The 19,105-nt window shown below is 52.4% G+C and carries 14 protein-coding genes and 3 tRNA genes; 13 read left to right on the plus strand and 4 right to left on the minus strand.

Going from position 1 to position 19,105, the window contains the following annotated elements; translation table 11 throughout:
• Positions 1-122 precede the first annotated feature (122 nt).
• Positions 123-2,315 (minus strand): glycoside hydrolase domain-containing protein, encoded by a 2,193-nt coding sequence (locus DWY25_RS11910; protein ID WP_244925972.1) that lies wholly within the window; start codon positions 2,313-2,315, stop codon positions 123-125.
• Positions 2,316-2,491: 176 nt separating this feature from the next.
• On the opposite strand from DWY25_RS11910, the gene DWY25_RS17755 reads away from it, so the two are divergent.
• The 5 genes from DWY25_RS17755 to DWY25_RS11930 all read left to right on the plus strand — a co-directional run bounded on the left by DWY25_RS17755 (position 2,492) and on the right by DWY25_RS11930 (position 8,316).
• Entirely contained in the window at positions 2,492-2,647 is a 156-nt protein-coding gene (locus tag DWY25_RS17755; protein WP_181981805.1) for a hypothetical protein, read from the plus strand.
• Between the two features lie 255 nt (positions 2,648-2,902).
• The gene (locus DWY25_RS11915) at positions 2,903-5,419 is read left to right on the plus strand and encodes a transporter substrate-binding domain-containing diguanylate cyclase (RefSeq protein ID WP_117895407.1); all 2,517 of its coding nucleotides are present in this window, start codon (positions 2,903-2,905) and stop codon (positions 5,417-5,419) included.
• 106 nt (positions 5,420-5,525) lie between these two features.
• Complete coding sequence (locus DWY25_RS11920; RefSeq protein ID WP_181981806.1) at positions 5,526-5,999, plus strand: MarR family winged helix-turn-helix transcriptional regulator; 474 nt, start codon at positions 5,526-5,528, stop codon at positions 5,997-5,999.
• Between the two features lie 182 nt (positions 6,000-6,181).
• Positions 6,182-6,787: a sugar O-acetyltransferase gene (locus DWY25_RS11925; RefSeq protein ID WP_117895409.1), complete on the plus strand. Its 606-nt coding sequence runs from the start codon at positions 6,182-6,184 to the stop codon at positions 6,785-6,787.
• A gap of 170 nt (positions 6,788-6,957) precedes the next feature.
• Positions 6,958-8,316 carry an MATE family efflux transporter gene (locus tag DWY25_RS11930; RefSeq protein WP_117895410.1) on the plus strand — a complete coding sequence of 453 codons (1,359 nt, stop codon included), beginning with the start codon at positions 6,958-6,960 and terminating at the stop codon, positions 8,314-8,316.
• A 124-nt stretch (positions 8,317-8,440) separates the two neighbouring features.
• On the opposite strand, the gene alr is transcribed toward DWY25_RS11930, so the two are convergent.
• The 3 genes from alr to vanW are packed head-to-tail and all read right to left on the minus strand — an operon-like array spanning position 8,441 to position 12,144.
• Complete coding sequence (alr, locus tag DWY25_RS11935; RefSeq protein ID WP_117895411.1) at positions 8,441-10,264, minus strand: alanine racemase; 1,824 nt, start codon at positions 10,262-10,264, stop codon at positions 8,441-8,443.
• Positions 10,261-11,313, minus strand: coding sequence for a D-alanine--D-alanine ligase family protein (locus tag DWY25_RS11940; RefSeq protein WP_117895412.1), 1,053 nt, complete (start codon positions 11,311-11,313; stop codon positions 10,261-10,263). Before DWY25_RS11940 ends, alr begins: the two co-directional genes overlap by 4 nt.
• A gap of 3 nt (positions 11,314-11,316) precedes the next feature.
• Positions 11,317-12,144 carry a glycopeptide resistance accessory protein VanW gene (gene vanW, locus DWY25_RS11945; RefSeq protein WP_039864629.1) on the minus strand — a complete coding sequence of 276 codons (828 nt, stop codon included), beginning with the start codon at positions 12,142-12,144 and terminating at the stop codon, positions 11,317-11,319.
• A gap of 260 nt (positions 12,145-12,404) precedes the next feature.
• On the opposite strand from vanW, the gene DWY25_RS11950 reads away from it, so the two are divergent.
• The 8 genes from DWY25_RS11950 to DWY25_RS11985 all read left to right on the plus strand — a co-directional run bounded on the left by DWY25_RS11950 (position 12,405) and on the right by DWY25_RS11985 (position 19,090).
• A complete protein-coding gene (locus DWY25_RS11950; RefSeq protein WP_117895413.1) occupies positions 12,405-14,414 on the plus strand; it encodes a prolyl oligopeptidase family serine peptidase in 2,010 nt (669 codons plus the stop codon).
• Positions 14,411-14,884, plus strand: a complete 474-nt coding sequence (locus DWY25_RS11955) for a hypothetical protein (RefSeq protein WP_117895414.1) — start codon at positions 14,411-14,413, stop codon at positions 14,882-14,884. The genes DWY25_RS11950 and DWY25_RS11955 overlap by 4 nt, the downstream gene beginning before the upstream one ends.
• A 180-nt stretch (positions 14,885-15,064) precedes the next feature.
• Positions 15,065-16,429 carry an MATE family efflux transporter gene (locus DWY25_RS11960; protein WP_117895415.1) on the plus strand — a complete coding sequence of 455 codons (1,365 nt, stop codon included), beginning with the start codon at positions 15,065-15,067 and terminating at the stop codon, positions 16,427-16,429.
• Positions 16,430-16,565: 136 nt separating this feature from the next.
• A tRNA-Asn gene (locus DWY25_RS11965) sits at positions 16,566-16,641 on the plus strand.
• Between the two features lie 8 nt (positions 16,642-16,649).
• Positions 16,650-16,726 (plus strand) — tRNA-Glu (locus DWY25_RS11970).
• A gap of 398 nt (positions 16,727-17,124) precedes the next feature.
• Positions 17,125-17,200: transfer RNA gene (locus DWY25_RS11975), tRNA-Lys, on the plus strand.
• A gap of 257 nt (positions 17,201-17,457) precedes the next feature.
• Complete coding sequence (locus DWY25_RS11980; protein WP_117895416.1) at positions 17,458-18,042, plus strand: GNAT family N-acetyltransferase; 585 nt, start codon at positions 17,458-17,460, stop codon at positions 18,040-18,042.
• 217 nt (positions 18,043-18,259) lie between these two features.
• Positions 18,260-19,090, plus strand: a complete 831-nt coding sequence (locus DWY25_RS11985; RefSeq protein ID WP_147336690.1) for an HAD-IIB family hydrolase — start codon at positions 18,260-18,262, stop codon at positions 19,088-19,090.
• Positions 19,091-19,105 lie beyond the last annotated feature (15 nt).

Consider the following 19,105-nt stretch of genomic DNA (forward strand, 5'->3'; position numbering starts at 1 on the left):
AATGGCTGTGAGCTTATCGCTTCTTCTTATTTTCCTGATTTGTCACAGCCCCTGTCTTTTGGCAACCGCCGGGGCTGCACTTTAAAATCAGAGATGTCTTACGGTTGTAAATTCCAATCGGGTCAGAAATGATGAAATTCGTCCAGCGAAAAGAGCTCTGCAAGTTTTTGTTTTAAAACCGATAAATCCGATGACGCGGCGGCTCGTTTACGCGGCGCCTGTGCGGGATCCAAAACGGTGACAGTAATTTTTGCTTCAAGCTGATCGTTCTGCGGACACCGGACGGTAATGACGGCTGTTCCTGACTGACTGGCAGTTATGGTGCCCGTCTCATCGACCTGCGCGACGGTCTCCTCGCTGCTGCTATAAATCCAAGTCACGGGATTGGCGTTATGGGGAACCGGTTCAAGCAGAATCGGTGTGCTTTTCCCACTGCGCAGCGAGATGTTCTTCGTTTTCAGCTGGATGGCAGTGACCGGGATTACTCTTGATTGTATATATGATCTCGCAATGTCGTTCAGTCCTTCTCGCATCCGCAGCACTTCGCTTTGCACAAGCTCGCGGTCGGAGCTGCGGGCGTAGGTCGCGCTGCCGTAGCGGTTGATTTTCATCTTGGGCCGCTTCAGCGACTGAACCAGCTGCGTTACGGCTGTTTCGGATTCCTCAGATAAGCTTTGAAGAAATTTGGCTTTGTTGATATCCCGGATCCCCTGTTTTAACATTTTATAGCGCGGCGACTCATAAAAGCTTTCATCGGCTGAATCTCGTTCCGCAGGATAGATCAGCCACGGATCGCCCGGCTCAAATGTGCGGTAGGAGACGTCGGTCAGCGGATCTTCATTCCAACCATCCCAGGACCATCTCAAGAAACCATCGGTTCCCTGTTTCATGGTGTACCACATCGTCCAGGCGGTATCGGCCATGTCGGAGATAGTATAAGCGCTGGGATATTGTCCGGTACAGGTGTAAATCGTCGTCAACAAGCCCTGTTCCTGACGATGCCGGGCCAGATTGCGCATCGCGTCCGATTTCTCGTTGACATTGATCAGACTGACAGAGATGTCGTCGATTCGATCCAGAAACGCATAATCATCGCCGCTGGAATAATTCATCGCTGAGGAGATTTTAAAGGATTTCCCAGCTTCGCTGCGGATCCCTTCAATCAGATCCACGCAAGGCTGCAGCACTTCCATTTCCCGCTCATCCATGGCGATGTAGGTGAGATCGAACCAGCCTTTCTCAAGCGTATGACGCATAAAATCTTCCAGGAATGCTGTCCAGGCGGTCCGCCATTCCTCGCTGCCCGGCGTTAATGTCAGACGCTGGGACGTGCCGCTGGTTTCGTCATAAACCGTCACAATGTTGCCCCAGGGCGCGATGCTGTAAGCTTTGATCTGTCCCCGGCCGGTCTGCGGATCGAGGACGCCGGCCTGGATTGCCAGCTCGATCCACTGATCAAAGTCGGTATAATCGAAGCTGAAAGAGCCGTCCGCGGTTTTTGTCCAGTGAATCATCGACGGGTCGCTGTCATACGACTGGTGATTCCAGGCTTCTTCCACGATCGTGGCGATGACGCCCCGGCCGCCCATTTTGGCGTATTCTGACAGCTGATCGAGCAGATAGTTTTTATGTTCCTCGCTAAACGGGGTTACCGCATAGTAGCGGGCAGTCGTGTAGGGATGCTGCCACAGCTCAACCTGGGTCGCGCCTTCCTGCGGATCCGGGGCGGCCAGATCCAAAACCTCAAACGTTAGCGTCAGCGTTGTTGGGGGCTGCCCGGCGGCAGTGACCTCCAGCGTTCCCGTATAGACGCCACAGACGGCATCCTTGGGAATCGTCAGTGAAACCCAGGCGGATTTCAGCTGTCCGGCTTCAATGCGCGTTGTTCCGCTTCGGTGGATAACGTCAGGATACGCGGCAACCGGCGCTTCCGGATGAGCGCTGCCGATATTGGCGAGTGTTTCCTGCAGCCAGCGGATATCGATATTTTCGGCGCTGATGCGGTGTTTGCCATTGATGAAATCACTGCTGCGGATTGCGGCTTGTTCCAGGGGCTGACTGCCAGCCCCTACAGTGACTTTCGCGTCCAATACATCGTTTTGCCACACGGTGTCTGTCCATTCGCTGAGCGTGGAACGGCGGATCGAAGCGTAATCGGATTGCAGCGTGTGGCGGTAGGGTGTGTCAAAAACGGCGTTCATGACATCGGAAGCGGAGGGGGATTCAGCCAGAAGCTTTTGAGGGAAAGCGGCGCTTGTCCCCATCAGGACAAGGCATAAACAAAGCGTCATCAGACGGCGTAAACGAGTTTTCATAAGTCTCCTTTCGCATGCATTTTCAACCGCCAGGCGGTCATCGTGGTCAGGTCTGGCCTTATTATATCAATAAAATACACCGCGACCTATCTTAAATTATGAAGCTTCCTTTACAATATCGGGCATGGACGTTGCCACCATGACTTGAAGCTATTGGCAGCGGGAGTTCTGGAAAAATGAAAGAGGAAGCAGGAATGCTCAAACTGACGCCGAAGCTTGATAAAACCAAACCGTTTTTAACAGGGAAGCAGCGAGGGGGAATAACCCGGAAGGGGGGAGCCTTTGCGGAAATTGTTCGGATCCCCTGTGATTTTTGCGGCAGAGAGGCTTGATTCGGAGAACGGCGGACAGGGTAAAATATAAGGAATTCCTTAAAACACTGAAACACCGCTGTTTTTACTTAAAACGAGAGCGGGGGATCCCGGTATGGATTGTCGGAATACGAAAAATTTGTTATACTAAAAGTTATTAAGGATAAAAAATTATAACTATCATAAACGGGCTGATAAGCCGGTTTGGAAAAGTCTGGAATATGATTTTAAATCGCAGAATAAGAAATACTGAATTCGCGGGCAAGGAGTGAAGGAATGAAACCGGTGAGGACAACGGGGAGAAAACAGATTTATTTCTGGGGAAAAATCGGAATGATTCTTCTGCTTCTTTTTATGTGGGATTTTCCTGCCGTGCAGGCTCAGAAAAAACGTGTCGTCCGGATTGCCTATCCGATTCAGGCGGGTCTGACGCAAATTGATGAAGATGGCAAAATGAGCGGTTATACCTACGAATATTTACAGGAAATCGCGCAGTATACGGGATGGGAATATGAATTTGTAATCGGCTCCAACCGCGATGAGGATCTTCTGGCGCTGATGGATCAGGTGGCGGAGGGATCGATCGACTTAATGGGCGGCATGATGTATTCCGAATCCATGAAAGAACGGTATGATTACTCGGCCTACAGCTACGGCATGGTGGAAACCGTGCTGCAGGTTTCGGCGGAAGATACGCGGGATATCGTGATTGATTCGCGGATCGAACAAGATCTGACAGTCGCTGTTCATGAAAATTCGGTGGCCCGGAAAAATGAGTTTCTGGAATTCTGCGAAATTAACAAGGTGAATCCCCGATTTGTTTATTACACCGACTACGCCGACGTGCGGGCACTGCTGCAGAACAACGAAGCCGACGCGGTGCTGAAAACGAGCGCCGACCGGGTTGAAGGCTTGCGGACAATCGCCCGCTTTGCGCCTAAACCGTATTATTTTATCGCTTCCAAGAAGGACGACAGCGGGCTGATCAAAGAATTGAACTACGCCTTGCAAAGCATTGAACAATCCGATCCTTACTTTTCAACGCGACTGGAAGAAAAGTATTTCGGAAATTTAACCAACCGGCTTGTGCTGTCCGACAGTGAGAAAGCGTATATTGATAAGACGCAGAGCGTGCGCGTGGGCTATCTGCGCGATTATCCGCCGCTGGAATTTGAGGATCAGGGTCAGCCGGCTGGAATCGCCGTCGATTATCTGCGGTCGATCAGCGAGAAAACCGGGCTGGCGTTTGAGTTTGTTCCGGCGGACTCGACGGCGCAGCTGGATCAAATGGCGGCCGCGGGCGAAGTGGAAATGATCGCCGGGATGACCTACGACTATGATTCCGCCCAGCAGCGAAATCTGGGAATGACGCGGGTTTACTTGAATTCTCAATATGTCGCGGTCTTAAACCGATACATCGACGAAACGGATTTGAGCGGCAAGGTGATGGCGATCAGCGAAAACAGCTGGTTTACAGGCAGTGAAGACACCAGTCTGACCCGGGCGTATGCTTCTATGCAGGATTGCATGGAAAGTGTTTATGATGGGAAAACGGATTATACCATTGCCGACGGGTATGCGGCGCAGTATTATCTGAACCAGCCGAAATATAACAATCTGCGGCTGATTCCGCTGACCGCGCAGACGCATGAGATCTGTTTCGGCGTCGCCAACCGCGGCAATCAGGAACTGCTGACGATTTTAAATAAGGTTATCCTGGCGACCAGCGATGAGGAAGCTCAGTCGCTGATTTACAAAAACACCGTGTTCCATCACACGATGACGCTGACTGATTTTATCCGCGAGAATTCGCTGACCGCCGTCACGCTGATCAGCGGCGTCGGTCTGTTTATTATCGCTGTGCTGGCTTATGCCGGACATCAGCGGTCCAAAATGAATCGTGAGATCTCGCTGGAACTGAAAAAACATCTCCAGGTGTATCAGTTGGTCAACGATATGTTTTTTGAATTTGATATTAAAACGCAAAAGCTGATGATCTTTGATCCCGCGGCGGGACAAAAGGGAGAAGCGGCGCAGGTGCGTGAGCTGCCTCAGCAGGATTTCCGATGCACAAAGATCAAGCAGGAAATCGCCCGGCTGTTAAAGATGGAAAGCGGCGGCAAAGCGATCCGGGAGATCACGCTGAACGACCCTCAGCAACAGCCGCACTGGTTCCGCATCGCGATGCAGACGATCACGGATGAGAGCGGACGCTGCGTTTATGTGATCGGCCGGCTGAACAACATTGACGAACAGGTCAAAGAAAAAGAGCGGCTGCGGTTAAAGGCGGAGCGCGACAGCCTGACGCATATTCTCAATGCCGAAACCTCGCGCAAACAAGTGGAAGCGGAATTGGAAGCCAGGCCGCAGGCCGGCGCGTTGATTTTATTGGACATCGATCATTTTAAAGAGGTAAACGATACCTACGGCCACTGGGCGGGCGATCAGGTGCTGGGGCAGGTGGCCCAGCTTCTGCAGGAAGTGTTCAGCGGCGAAATTGTCGGACGGCCGGGCGGCGATGAATTCCTCGTGTATATCCGTCAGAGCGAACCGGAGAATGTCCGGCAGCGCTGCGAAGATCTGCGCCGGCGGATTCAGGATATCCGGCTGTCGGCGGCCGAACGGCTGAGCATCAGCGCCGGCTGCGCGGGCGCCAGCGCGGACAGTACGTTTGAGACGCTTTATCAACAAGCGGATAAGGCCTTGTATCAAGCGAAGGAAAAAGGCCGCAACCAGATTGTGTACGCCTTTCAACCGGCAACGTTAGCCGGTGAGGACGCTGTTCAAGAGTAAAAACAGAAACATGGAAAAGGAAGGGGAAATCCCAGGGATTCATACAAGGGGGATTTTCCTTTTTTCGGATGTGCGGTACAATGAGAGAAAGGAAAGGGGCCTGCGGATGGAAGCGAAAGAAAGACAATATTATGTGCTGCTTTCTGCGTTATGCACGACATATACGCAGTCGATCGATCAACAGATCGCAAAGTGGATTAACCCTCATTATTTAAAGGTGCTGGAATATATTCGAAAGCATGAAGGCGTAAAGCCAAGCGAGCTGGCCGCGGTTTTCCGGATGTCGAAATCGAACGTCACGAAGATTGTCAGCTATTTTGTGCGCAATGATTTTGTTGAGCGGGAGGTCGAACAGAAGGATCGCCGCAGCCTGCATTTAAAGACGACGCCTTATGGCCGGCGAGTCTGCGGAGAGGCGGATGCGATCATCATGCATTTTGCGGCCGTGATGGCGGAAGCCTTTGAAGATGAAGACCGCGAACCGTTTATGCGGCGGCTGGCCCTGGCGATGCAGAAGATCAACGAGGAATCGCATGTCATGCTGGACGAGGAGGATGATTTCTCCAACACTGACTTTTAAAATGAACGTGTTCAAGGGGAGGATCCACTCGAATAGAACGTTGTTTCTTACTTGAAGTCAGGATACTCACCCGGCGACAAAAAGGAAAACCTAGGGAAATAAGATAATCTTGGCACTTTTCTTCAACGGAGTCTTTCGTTACAATAAGCTTACAAGGAAAGTGAAGAAAGGGTAAAACAACGATGAATGAACAAGCGAAAATGTTGGCGGGAAAGCTGTATACGGCGCAGGATCCGCAGTTAGCCGAAGAACACCGGCGTGCGCTGCGCTTAACCCGGCGTTATAACATGACGGAGGAGGATCAGACAGAAGAACGCGAGGCGCTGATGCAGGAGCTGTTGGGCAGTGTCGGCGAAGACGTGGTGATCATGCCGCCGTTTCGATGTGATTATGGTACGCAGATTGAAATTGGCGATCATTTTTTCGCGAATTATGACTGTCTGTTTCTCGATGTGTGTTCCATTAAAATCGGCGATCATGTCATGCTGGGACCGCGGGTATGCCTGTATACCGCGGCGCATCCGCTGAGCGCGGAGGTCCGGGATACCGGATTGGAGTATGGCAAGCCGATCACGATCGGCCATTCCGTGTGGATCGGCGGCAATGTCATCGTCAATCCCGGCGTGACGATTGGCAATGACGTGGTGATCGGCGCCGGTTCGGTGGTCACCCGCGATCTGCCTGACGGCGTGATCGCCGCCGGCAATCCCTGCCGTGTGCTGCGGCCCCTTACCGAGGAAGACCGGCAATTCTGGCGGGCCCGCCAACAGGAATGGCAGACGGACTAAGCGGATCCGGGGAAATAAATCTGCTTGACAAGCGGACGTGGAAAGCGTAAACTAACCACGGGTTACGGCAAAGAGCGCCGCGAAACCGATCAAAAAGGAATCAAAAAATCAGTGAGGCAAAACCACTCTAAAAAACACAGAGTGGTTTTTTATTTTGAAGGAGGAATACGATGGAGAATAAAATGGGGACGATGCCGATGAAGAAACTGTTGATGACGATGTCGCTGCCGATCATGCTTTCGATGTTGATCCAGGCATGCTACAACATTGTCGACAGTATGTTTGTCGCACGGTATTCGCAGGACGCGCTGGCGGCGGTATCGCTCGCGTTTCCGATTCAGATGCTGATCATCGCGGTGTCGGTCGGCACGGCGGTCGGCGTCAATTCACTTTTGGCTCGGCGCTTAGGCGAAGGCCGGATGGAGGCGGTAAACCAGGCTGGTCAGCACGGCGTCATCCTGGCGCTGCTCAGCTCGGCGGTGTTTGCGCTCTTCGGTTTAAGCGGGGCGCGGATGTTCGCTGATCTGTTTACCACATCCGAAGCGATCGCTTCCCAGGCGGCGCAGTATATCGGGATCGTCACGGTCTTCTGCTTCGGCGTGTTCGTACAGATCGTCATGGAACGGATTATGCAGGCGACGGGCAACGCGATCTACAACATGGTGATGCAGGGCATCGGGGCGCTGGTCAATATCATCCTGGATCCGATTTTCATCTTCGGTTTATTCGGGCTGCCGGAAATGGGAATCACGGGTGCGGCGATCGCGACGGTAACCGGACAGATCCTGGCGATGGTGTTGGGCGCCTGGATCATCCATAAGAAAATCCCCTTTATCCACTTGGGATTGCATCATTTCCATTTTTCGCTGGAAACCTGCCGTCAGATTTATTCGGTCGGGTTCCCCGCGATTATCATGCAGTCGGTCGCTTCGGTGATGACGCTGGGGATGAACATGATTCTGATGCCGTATTCAGAACTGGCGATTTCCGTTTACAGCGTTTACGCCAAGCTTCAACAATTCATCTTTATGCCGGTTATGGGAATGAACAGCGCGCTGATCGCGATTGTGGGCTATAATTACGGTGCGCAGAAAAAACAGCGGATCTACCAGGCGACGCGGTATTCGCTGATCGCCGCTGCGGTGATCATGGCACTGGGAACGTTCTTGTTTCAGCTTGCGCCGCAGACCTTATTGGGAATGTTCAACGCTTCCGCTGAAATGCTGGAAATTGGGATTCCGGCGCTGAAAACCATCTCATTGTCGTTTGTGTTTGCCGGGGTGTCGATCGTGCTGTGCTCGATTTTCCAGGCGCTGGACGACGGGATGCTTTCGCTGTGGGTGTCGCTGGGCCGCCAGCTGATTCTGGTACTGCCGCTGGCCTGGCTGCTTTCCACCTGGGGCGGGCTGAACAGGCTGTGGCTGGCGTTTGTGATTTCCGAGGCAATATGTATGCTTTTCAGCATTGCCATGTACCGCCGGGTCAGAGTCCGCCAGATCGATGGGCTTAACCCTGATCTGGAAGCTTGATCAAAAAACATGGAAATCAGAAAAAACAGAAAATAAAAAAACTCGCACGATCACCGGGCTCTGAAGGAATTCCATCAGGACAAAGCCGGCGGCCTGCGAGTTTTCTTTGGGTAAAAGCAGCGGATTAAACGAGAATGCGCGGCATTCGTCCGCGAAGCATGCTTAACGTTTCGGGGACAATCGTTCCGGTTTTTTCGGCGACTTCCAGCGCGGAAATGGATTCGCTTCCCTGAACGCCGATCACGACGACTTCCTCGCCGATTGCTGCGGGCAGAGTACCAAGATCCACCAGGCATTGATCCATGCACATCGCGCCGATCAACGGACGCCGCTGGCCGTGAATCAAAACCTCGACGCCCTGGAATGAGGAACTGCGGAACAGGCCGTCGGAATAGCCGATAGAAAGAATCGCGATGGTTGTATCGCAAGGGGCGGTCCAGGCATGATTGTAGCCCGCGCCTTCACCTTTTCTTAAAGACCGTAAGGCTGCGATCCGGGTGTGAACGGAAGCGACAGGCCGCAAATCCAGCTCCATCCGGGAACGGAACGGGGCAACGCAGCCGAACAGTGCGATTCCAAAACGAACCAGATCACACCGCAGTTCAGGATAATTCAGAAATCCATAGCTGCCCTGCAGATGAAGTCGGCCGGGATCAATTCCCCGCTGTTTCAAAGCGTCTGCGACATGGAAAAACCGGTCGATCTGAGCCTGCGTATGCGCAACGGCTTCCGCGTCCAGGTTATCCGCTTCATAGAGATGCGAATAAAGGCCGGTAATCCGAAGATGGGACAGCGAATAGTAACGCACAATAGCGTCCAGGTCCTCCGCGGCTTCGCCCAGACGGTGCATTCCGGTGTCGATGGGCAGGTGCGCGTTGATCGTGAAGCCGGTCTGATCCAGCTGACAGGCCTGATCGTAACTGGTCAAGGTTAAGGAAAGCCGCAGACGCGATACTTCTGCCGCCCGCTGCGGAGGAACATAGCCTAAGATCAGAATCTCCGCGGTCGGATTGATTGCCCGGATCACCTTGGCTTCCTCTATCGTGGCGACGGCGAAATGCCGGACGCCCTGCCGGCTCAGGAAATCTGCGGTCGGCTCCAGGCCATGACCATAAGCGTTCGCCTTTAAGACTGCCATGATTTCCTGATGCGGCGCCATGGCTTTTCTCAAGACCGTCAAATTGTGCCGCAGCGCAATTCCGTCCAGCTCGACCCAGGCCCGGTCCCGGCCTTCCGGAATCGGATCAGGATCCAGCGCTTTGACGAATAAGCAAGTCGATTCATCCAGCTGTGAGCTTTCGACCGACGTGTTTTCAGTGGGCGGAAATGTTTCGGCCAGCGGCTGCGTCCACAGCTGCCAGCGGCGTTGTCCGTCATCATAGAGGTAGGGCCTGGCCTGGGTATAAGCTTTAAGAAAAGCAGCGTATTCCTCCAGTACCCAGTCATGATCGGCGATGATTTGCGCATGCGGCAGTCCAACGTAGCGGTAATGCCAGGGTTCTTCACTGATTCCGGTAATTTCCGTTTTGTGCTTGGGATAACGGAAAATAAAGCCGAACTGATCGGCGCATTCCCGCATCCGATCCGCCAGGGGGCCGGAGAAATCCGGACAGATCAGATCTTGATCCTTGCCGGCGATGCCCAGGTCGATGGCCAGTCCGGTATGGTGTTCGCTGGCCCGGACTTCGGCGACGAACTGATGCGCGTAATCCCAGCCCCGTTCGTTTTCAGTTTCGGTCATGATGGTTCGTTGTTGGTCATAACTGCGCCAGCCGCTGACGAACGTCACTTCCGCTTCCCCGCCGCAATGCGTGATCCAGTCATTTAAAGCCCGGGCGCAGACCGGCTGCAGCTGAGTATTTTCATCAATCCAGACCAGCTCGCGGGTCCAGCGGGATTCGTCGGCTTCCAGGCGATGTTCCCGGTTGACAAGGCGTACGCAGTTCATGCGTTTTTCCCTCGCCGCAGCGCTTCTTCAATCAACGTGTCCAGAATGGTTTCGAACGAAATTCCTGCCTGGCCCATCATGCGCGGGTACCGGCTGGTCGCAGTCATGCCGGGCAGTGTGTTGATCTCGTTGAACAAGATCCGCTGATCCGGGGTCAGGAAACAATCCACGCGCACCAGTCCCTGGCAATGATGAATTTCCCAGAGCTTCCGTGCCAGACGGCGCATTTGTTCGCTGACGAAATCCGGCAGCTGCGCCGGACATTCCACCTGCGCGTGGGTATCGACATATTTTTCTTCATAATCGAAGAAATCGCTGTTCAAATGAATCCGGTCGACTGCGCCCAGAACGAGTCCGTCCGGCGTTTCCAGTACAGAACAGCCGATTTCCTCGCCGCTGACGGCTTCTTCAATTAAAATCCGGCTGTCATGCTTCGCGGCGCAGGCACAGGCGGCGTCGAGTTCTTCCCAGGTGTTGATCTTAGTGATGCCGATCGAGGAACCGCCGCGGGCCGGTTTAACGAAGCAGGGCAGATGCAGCCGTTTCAGTGATTCCCGCTTTAGATCGATTTCAGAATAAGCGAAGACGACGAACGGACTGACTTCGATTCCGTTCTGCCGCGCCAGCTGATGACTGAGCGCTTTATCCATGCCTAACAAAGAAGCGTCCATGTCGCATCCGACAAAAGGAATGTGGAACAGTTCAAACATTCCCTGAAGCGTTCCATCCTCACCGTTACGCCCGTGTAGAACAGGAAAGAACACGTCGACGTCCACGGCTTCTCCCGTTTCATCTTTCAATTCAAAATTCCTGCGCGCCAACGTCAGCCGCAGCCGCTGATCCGACGCTGTATGCCATTGATCCGCTTCGATTTCCGCGGCGCTTGCGCTTGTGAGAAACCAATCGCCCTGAGGATCGATGCCGATCTTCACCACGGTGTACCGCTCGGGATCCAAAGCCCGCAGCACCCCGGCCGCGGAATGTAAAGAAACGCTGTATTCGTCACTGCAGCCGCCGAACAAAACGGCGACGTTTAATTTTTTGTTCATGGTTTAGTCCTCCTCGGTAATTTCAGTTTCCGGCGGCAGCGGATAATCGATCCGGCTGCGGCTGGTGTAACAGGCTTCTTCGCGCACAAGCTCGCCGTCTGCTGCGGCGTAAAGCGTGCGGCTGATGTCCTGGGTGCGGTAAATCTTCCCTTTTTTGCGGGAGTAGACCAGTGCGGAACCGGTCACCTCGTAACGGTAACAAGGCGGCTGGGCGCACCGGAACTGCGCGTGGACGGAATCCTCGTCAAAATCCAGAATCAGCTGGAACGGCTGATCCGTATCGTTGCGGAATTTCAGATCACTCCACCCCTCCTGGATGGTCGCATCGATGCCCGCCGGCATTTCCGCATTCGGATTGGCCGGCAGCGAGATGACCAGGTGCGGATGCTTCTCAATCACCGTCAGCGGCGTATGCAGAACCATCCAATATAACAGCTCGCTCATAAAGCACAGTCCGCCGCCATGAACCGGCACGATTTTACCATCGTGCAGACCCAGACCCGGCCGATACGGATCATCATGATCGGCGCCCCGCGCCAGCTGCCAGAACGAGAACACCTCGCCCGGCTCGATGATCAGCTGCTGCATCCGGCGGGAGACCACCTTCAGATTGTGCGCTTTGTTGTACTGGTACTGAATATCATACCCGCTGTCAGGATTGATCAATCCCTGGGTACATTCATACTGGATATAAGGCAGCCGTTCTTCGGCCTGCCTGCGGGCATAACGATTTCCGTCATGCTTCATTTTCTGATAAAAACACCAAATCTTCTGTTTTCTGCGCAGCGGCAGAAGAAAAGGCAGAAATTCGGTAACCCGGCGTCGGCTCATACAATTCACTCTCCTTGAAGTTTCCCTTATTATGCCACCAGAAGATGACTTTCCCATGGCCGCTCCGGTGACTTGTTTGTCACTTTCAGTATAAAAGGAAAAGATCTTAAGTTCTTTACTTCCCCATGACGCTTTGTGAAGGACTATGACATGTTTCTTAAGAAACGATGACGGCGCGCAGAGCTGCGGTTGAGGATGCTCATTCTCCGCGCATTGTGGTACAATGAGATCAACGAAATTTCAAGGAGGAAAACAGAATTATGAATTATCCGCAATGGAAAAAATCAGACTGGTCTGAAACCCGCTTCGGTGTGACGATGAAGGATGAGTATATTGGCTTGGAACAGCCGAAGGATCCTGCGGTGCTGAACTGGGTTGCCGCGGAAAACGCGCTGACCGACCAGTTCTTCAGCACGCTGCCGGGCTATGCTCAAAAAAAGGAACAGCTGCAGGCGCGCCCGTTTTATGCCAGCTATTCCGCGGTCACAGAAACGCCGGAGGGCTATTGGGCGACCCGCGCCAATCAGGACGGCACGCGCACGCTGGTCGTTTTAGACAAAGAGTTTAAAGAAATCCGGGAAGCGGATCTGAGCCTGATTCCGGACACAATCACGGTGTTCACCGCCAATCCGTCGTTTACGGATCCTGATTTGATCTATTATACCGGGCTGGAAGACGGCGCCGGCCGTCCGTGCGTGCTGGTTGTCGATCAAAAGGAAAACAAACTGATCCGCAAACTGGACGGGATTTTCTATTCGTTGTGGGATAAGACCGGCCGCCGGATTCTGTATTCCGACGCTGACGCCGATCCGGAAAAGGGGCTGAATGTCAATCACGTTCGCTGCTACGACTGCGACACGAATGAAATCCAAACCTGTTTTGATTATCATGAAAATGCCGTGCTGGTGCGTTTGGCCTGCTCAGCCGACGGGGCCACGGTCGTTGCGGAAGTGATGGAAAATTATGCCGATACCGTGATCTTTGTGCAGCAGGACAACGGTGCATTTCTCTCCGTCAGCGAGAACTTGAAAGGTGCATTCACCTATGTCGATACGCTGAACGGGGAGCTGATTTTCCTGACCCAGGCCCAAGCGCCGCTGGGACGTTTGATCGCCGTGAAGCAAGGTCAGACGCTGGCGGAAGGCCGGACGCTGGTTGAGGAATGTGAAATGAAGCTGGAAGACGCAATCCGTCATGGGGATCAGCTGGTTCTGTTCTATTTAAAAGATGCGGCGTCGTTAGTCCGGGTGGTCGGCGCCGACGGAAAGAAGGTCTGTGATCTGCCGCTGCCGAGCGCTTCAGGCGCGTGTACGCTGGCCATGCAGAACGGACGGGCGATCCGGAAATCGGATTCGTTGATTCTTGAATTTGAATCGTTTGTCCATTCACCGATGCTGCTGAAACTGACCGGCGATCAGCTGACAGTGCTGTATCAGCCGAATCCGAAGACGGCGGAGGATATCGAAGTCCGGCAGATCTTCACCGAGGCTCCGGACGGCGAGCGCATTCCAGCCTTTGTCGTCATGCCGAAGGGGCTGGAAAAGACCGGCTGTACCCCGACGCTGATGTATGGCTACGGCGGCTATAACAACGCGATCCTGCCGTCCTATAATAATCCGTTCGTCGATCTGGACATCGTCGACTGGGTCAGCCAGGGTCGGATCTATGTCAGCATCAACCTCCGCGGGGGCAGCGAATACGGCACCCGTTGGCATGAAGGGGGAAGTCTGGCGAACAAGAAAAACTGCTTCACCGATTTCATCGCGACGGCCGAGCGCATCCAACAGGAAGGCTGGACCTGCCCGGCTAAAACGGCGATCTGCGGCGGTTCCAACGGCGGTCTGCTGATGTGCGCGCTGCTGACGATGCGGCCGGATCTGTGGGGCTGCGTCATCGCGTCGGTGCCGCATACCGATATGATCCGCTTCCGCAACGACGACCGCGGTCCGATGTACATCACGGAATATGGCGATCCGATGGATCCGGCGCTGTTCCCGCTGATGCTTTCCTATTCCCCATACCACAACATTCAGGCAGTGGATTATCCGGCAACCTATATCCAGACCGGTGAATGCGATAACAACGTACCGCCGTATCATGGCAAGAAAATGGCCGCGAAGCTGCAGGAAAACAACCAGAGCGATCATCCGGTGCTGTTGCGCGTGCTGGCACTGGGCAGTCACGACCGCGGCAAGGGGGAAGCCCATCTGAAAACGATTGCTGAAATGCAGAGTTATATCGACTGGGCGTTAGGCGAGGTCCAGGAATGATCACGGTCTATCTTGTTGGTCCGCTGTTTACGGAAGCGGATCAGGTTCAGCGCCGGAAGGAAGGGGAACAGCTGCGCCGGGAACTGGCAAAACGGGATGTCGATGTTCAAATCGTCAATCCGATCGACCTGCCATTAAACGAAGGCGGCGCGTCGACGCCGGCAGCGATCTTTGAAGCTGATTATCATTTCCAGTGCGAAGCGACGCACGTGTTCCTGGATTTGGCGAACGAGGATACGGGCAGCCACATGGCGCTGGGGATTCTTCTGGAAAAGAAGCTGAGCGGCAAGCCGATCCAGCTGTATCCGGTGTATTCCGATTCCCGGATCGGGCGGAATCAGGCCTCGGGTCTGGATTGTCCGATCGGTTATAACGCGTTTGTGATCGGCGGCTTAAAAGCGAATGGAATCCAGACTTATTCCAGCTTCGATCAGGCGTGCGATCAATTCCTGAAGGATCTGGAAGGCTGAACGTCTGGAAAAGACGGACGTTCAGTTTAAAAGCAATATAAATTACGGAAAGAAGCAGCGGGAGGAAGCGAAAGAAAGCTGAAAACCGCGGCTTTTTCTGTTTACATCAAGGGAAGGATGATCTTCTTTGAAAAATATGATAAACTGATACCATTGATTTTAAAGAGGGAGGAAGGGAAAATGAAAAAAAGATTCTCGAAGTTTTTCGGTACGCGGCAGTTTTATAAGCTGGCGCTGGCCGTGGCGGTGCCGCTGATGATGCAGCAGCTGATCACCAGTTCGGTTAACCTTGTCGATAATTTAATGGTCGGCCAGCTGGGGGATGCGGCGCTGGGCGGCGTGGCGGCGGTCAACCGTTTCTATATCATCGCGACCTATGGGACTAACGGCGTGCTGGCTGCCGCAGCGATCTTCATCGCGCAGTTCTTCGGGGCGCGGGATGAGGAACGGATGAAGCAGTCGTTCCGCTTCTCGATCTTAAGTGCGTATGCGATCATGATTCCTTTCTTCATTCTGGGGATTTTAGCGCCGGAGGGAATCGTGCATTTCTTTACGAGCGACCCGGTGATCATCCAGCTGGGCAGCGCGTATATGCGGATTGCGGCTTTTACCTTCTTGCCGATGGCGTTGTCCTTGGGGATTTCCAGCGCGATGCGGGCGGTGGGTGAAACCAAGATTCCGTTAGTGATCAGCGCCGGGGCGGTGCTGACGAACACCGTACTGAATTATTGCCTGATTTTCGGTAATTTTGGTTTTCCGCGCTTAGGCGTTGAGGGCGCGGCGATCGCGACGCTGATCGCCCGGGTGTTGGAAGCCACTGTCTTATTGATTGTGCTGTCAAAACTGGATCTGCCGTTTAAAACCAAGCTGTCGCAGCTGTTTCATGTCTCCGGTCAGCTGGCCCGCAGCATTCTGATCAAGGCTGCGCCGTTAGCGCTTAACGAGGTCATGTGGTCGCTGGGAATGGCGACATTGTTCAAGTTCTACGCGACACGTGGCCCGGAGGTCATGTCCGGTTATTCAATCGCGAATACGATCGGCGATATCTTCTTTGTCTTATTCGGCGGCATGGCCGCGGCCACGACCGTTCTGGTCTCGCAGCCGTTGGGCGCGAACAAGCTGGATGAAGCGCGGGATCATGGTTATCAGCTGCTGGGCTTCAGCGTCATGCTTTCACTGTTGTTCGCAATCCTGATGTTTGGTTCCTCGTTTGTCGTTCCGCACTTCTACCAAGTATCCCCGACGGCCAAGCAGGTCGCGGTGGATGTGCTGCGGATCATGTCGGTGATGTTCTGGATTTATATGGGCAACACGCAGTGCTACTTTATTCTGCGTGCCGGCGGGGATACGCGTTCCACGTTGTTTATGGATTCAGGCTATATGTGGACGGTGAATATTCCGCTGATCTGCTGCTTCACCTATTTTACCGGCGTCGATATTCTGGTGCTGTACGTCATTGGTCAGATGACGGATATCCTGAAGCTGGTCATCGCTTATTCATTAGTGCGAAAAGAAAAATGGGTTGTGAATTTAACACAATTCTGAAATGAAGACAGACCTGCCGATCCGGCAGGTCTTGTTTATGTTAGAAATTGGAAACTGAAAAAAACCGGAATTTTAAAAAAAACGAAAAAAAGTGCTTGCATAGGATAAAGGGTTATGATATTATAATTAAGCAAACGCCTAAATAGCTCAGTCGGTAGAGCAAACGGCTGTTAACCGTTAGGTCACAGGTTCGAGCCCTGTTTTAGGCGCCATTTTTTTTGGCTCGTTGGTGAAGTGGCTTAACACAGCGCCCTTTCACGGCGTCATTCACGAGTTCGAATCTCGTACGAGTCACCATTAAAAATGAAAAGTCCGCAAGGGCTTTTTTGTTTTATGCGGGGCATGCCCTCACAAGCGTTCAGGCCTTGACTGCAGATCAGGCATCCAAGAGAGACTTAGATTGCAGAATATAGAAGTCGTATAAATCCCTTACCGCGGGGATAAGCGGAGTAAGGGCCTGGTGAACGATGAGTGCCTTTATGGCAAATTAGCCTGCGTTTACGCTTTCAAAGGATGGGAGTAATAAATTTTTTAAAAAAGCAAAAAAAGGCTTGCATTTCATAGGACGCTGGAATATAATATCAAAGCACGGCAAGAGAAAGCCCTTGAAAATTAGGAAGCTTTCAACAAAACATTGCATTCCACCGTCAGGTGTGATAAGATGATTTTGCTAAAATCTTGCTGTTGATATATATGTCTTCTTAGCTCAGTTGGTAGAGCAACTGACTCTTAATCAGTGGGTCTAGGGTTCGAGTCCCTAAGAGGACACCATTTGCTTATGAATAGGTCGAATACTTAAGGTATCCGGCCTTTTTTCTATAAATCCTGTTTTCAATGTTGAAAATAGTTGAAAACGCAGATCTTGAAAAGTGAGGCTGTCGGAAAAACTCCGTCCCTATCGACGGGAAAAAGTTCTGATAAGGCAAGAAAGCAGGCTCTGGGGAAAAGAATATTTTTGCTTTATAGAATTTTTGCGTATAATGAAATCAAACCGAGTAGTGGCGAGAGGATAACGGAGGAAGAAAAGAATGAATACACCGGAATTGGAAACAGAACGTCTGCGGTTAAGAAAATTCACAGAAAATGATATTTCGGCAATCTATGCGATTTTCAGTGATCAGGAGGTCAATACTTATCTGCCGTGGTATCCGCTGGCAAGTTCGGCTGACGCTCAATCTTTTTTTGAGAAACACTTTCTATCGGTATATGCCAAACCGCAAGGGTATGCTTACGCGATTTGCCTGAAAAGCGACGATATCCCGATTGGCTATGTCTGTGTAAGCACGAGGGAAGGTTACGATCTGGGGTATGGATTACGCAAGGAATTCTGGCGGCGCGGAATTGTGACCGAAGCGGTCCGGGCGGTGATTCAACTGGTTAAAGAAGAGGGACTGTCGTATATCACTGCGACCCATGACGTTAATAATCCGCACAGCGGCTGGGTTATGCAGGCGGTCGGGATGCGTTATCAATATTCCTATGAAGAAATGTGGCAGCCGAAAAACATTTTAGTCACATTCCGAATGTATCAGCTTAATCTGGATGGAAACGAGAATCATGTCTACCACGGGTATTGGGATCAATATCCGAAGCATTTCGTAGAGAAAGTTTGATTGACATTAATGGCAGAGTTACTAAAGAATTCACAGCCAGCCAGTTATACAAAAACAGAAATAGAATGACAAAACTTACGGAATTTGCATTGAAGGAATTGACGGCTTTTCAAGATTGTAGTATATTCTATTTAGAATATATCTATATAGATATATCGAGAGAAAGGACCGGCGGAGTACCGTGAATACGGACGCTGAGACCGGACTGGAAAGAGCGATGAAACTATTAATTTCGGATTTAGACGGGACGTTATACCCGCGAAAGGAGTCGCTGAATCCTCATCAGCGGGAAGAAAACTTCAAGGCGGTTAAGCGCTGGGTTGACCGCGGACATCAATTCGCGGTGGCCACAGCACGGGGATTGCATCATTATCCGGCAATTCGGGAAGCGCTGGGCTTCGATGTTCATTTCATCGGCGGCAACGGCGCCGCCGTCCGGCTGGTGAATGGCGAAACAATAATCAAACAGCTGCCATGCAGCGTTTACATCGATTTGTGCCGATTTGTGCGCGATCAAGATTTAAATGTCAGCGTCACCACCGGATATCACAATCAATGGATCTGGTCGCACAACGACCGGTATCCGCGCGGTGTAGCGGCGTATGACGGGATCTGGGATTCCATCGAAATTGCGAATCTGGAGGAAATGAATCCGGAGGACGGTGTGGAGCGCATTCAAATTTTTGTGCCGCCACATCAGCGCGATGCCTTCCGGGAAACGCTGGCGCAGCGAAATTATCCGGGGATCATTACGACCAGCGATCAGGATATGATCGATATCGGCCCGCTAAACAGCTCGAAAGGCATCTCCATTTCCGAATTGTGTCAGCGGTATAACATCGGGCAGGATGATTTAATCGTCGTCGGCGATTCGGAGAATGATATTCCCATGTTTAAAACAACACCGCACAGCTACTGCATCGATCTGGCGGAACCGCGGGTAATCCAAAGCGCTTCGCACAGCGTCGCTTCCGTGCAGGAACTGATCGATAATTTGTTGGAAGAAGAACTGTCGGAATTTAACTTTTCGGGACAATCCGCGGAGTAAAACGAGGGAGTGGAG

The sequence above is a fragment of the Holdemania filiformis genome, from assembly GCF_003459085.1.
In the GTDB taxonomy this organism is placed as follows: Bacteria; Bacillota_I; Bacilli_A; order Erysipelotrichales; family Erysipelotrichaceae; genus Holdemania; species Holdemania filiformis.

Coding starts and splice junctions, on each gene's coding strand:
- DWY25_RS11910 (WP_244925972.1), bottom strand. CDS start 2,315: ATGAAAACTCGTTTACGCCGTCTGATGACGCTTTGTTTATGCCTTGTC.
- DWY25_RS17755 (WP_181981805.1), top strand. CDS start 2,492: ATGAAAGAGGAAGCAGGAATGCTCAAACTGACGCCGAAGCTTGATAAA.
- DWY25_RS11915 (WP_117895407.1), top strand. CDS start 2,903: ATGAAACCGGTGAGGACAACGGGGAGAAAACAGATTTATTTCTGGGGA.
- DWY25_RS11920 (WP_181981806.1), top strand. CDS start 5,526: ATGGAAGCGAAAGAAAGACAATATTATGTGCTGCTTTCTGCGTTATGC.
- DWY25_RS11925 (WP_117895409.1), top strand. CDS start 6,182: ATGAATGAACAAGCGAAAATGTTGGCGGGAAAGCTGTATACGGCGCAG.
- DWY25_RS11930 (WP_117895410.1), top strand. CDS start 6,958: ATGGAGAATAAAATGGGGACGATGCCGATGAAGAAACTGTTGATGACG.
- alr (WP_117895411.1), bottom strand. CDS start 10,264: ATGAACTGCGTACGCCTTGTCAACCGGGAACATCGCCTGGAAGCCGAC.
- DWY25_RS11940 (WP_117895412.1), bottom strand. CDS start 11,313: ATGAACAAAAAATTAAACGTCGCCGTTTTGTTCGGCGGCTGCAGTGAC.
- vanW (WP_039864629.1), bottom strand. CDS start 12,144: ATGAGCCGACGCCGGGTTACCGAATTTCTGCCTTTTCTTCTGCCGCTG.
- DWY25_RS11950 (WP_117895413.1), top strand. CDS start 12,405: ATGAATTATCCGCAATGGAAAAAATCAGACTGGTCTGAAACCCGCTTC.
- DWY25_RS11955 (WP_117895414.1), top strand. CDS start 14,411: ATGATCACGGTCTATCTTGTTGGTCCGCTGTTTACGGAAGCGGATCAG.
- DWY25_RS11960 (WP_117895415.1), top strand. CDS start 15,065: ATGAAAAAAAGATTCTCGAAGTTTTTCGGTACGCGGCAGTTTTATAAG.
- DWY25_RS11980 (WP_117895416.1), top strand. CDS start 17,458: ATGAATACACCGGAATTGGAAACAGAACGTCTGCGGTTAAGAAAATTC.
- DWY25_RS11985 (WP_147336690.1), top strand. CDS start 18,260: ATGAAACTATTAATTTCGGATTTAGACGGGACGTTATACCCGCGAAAG.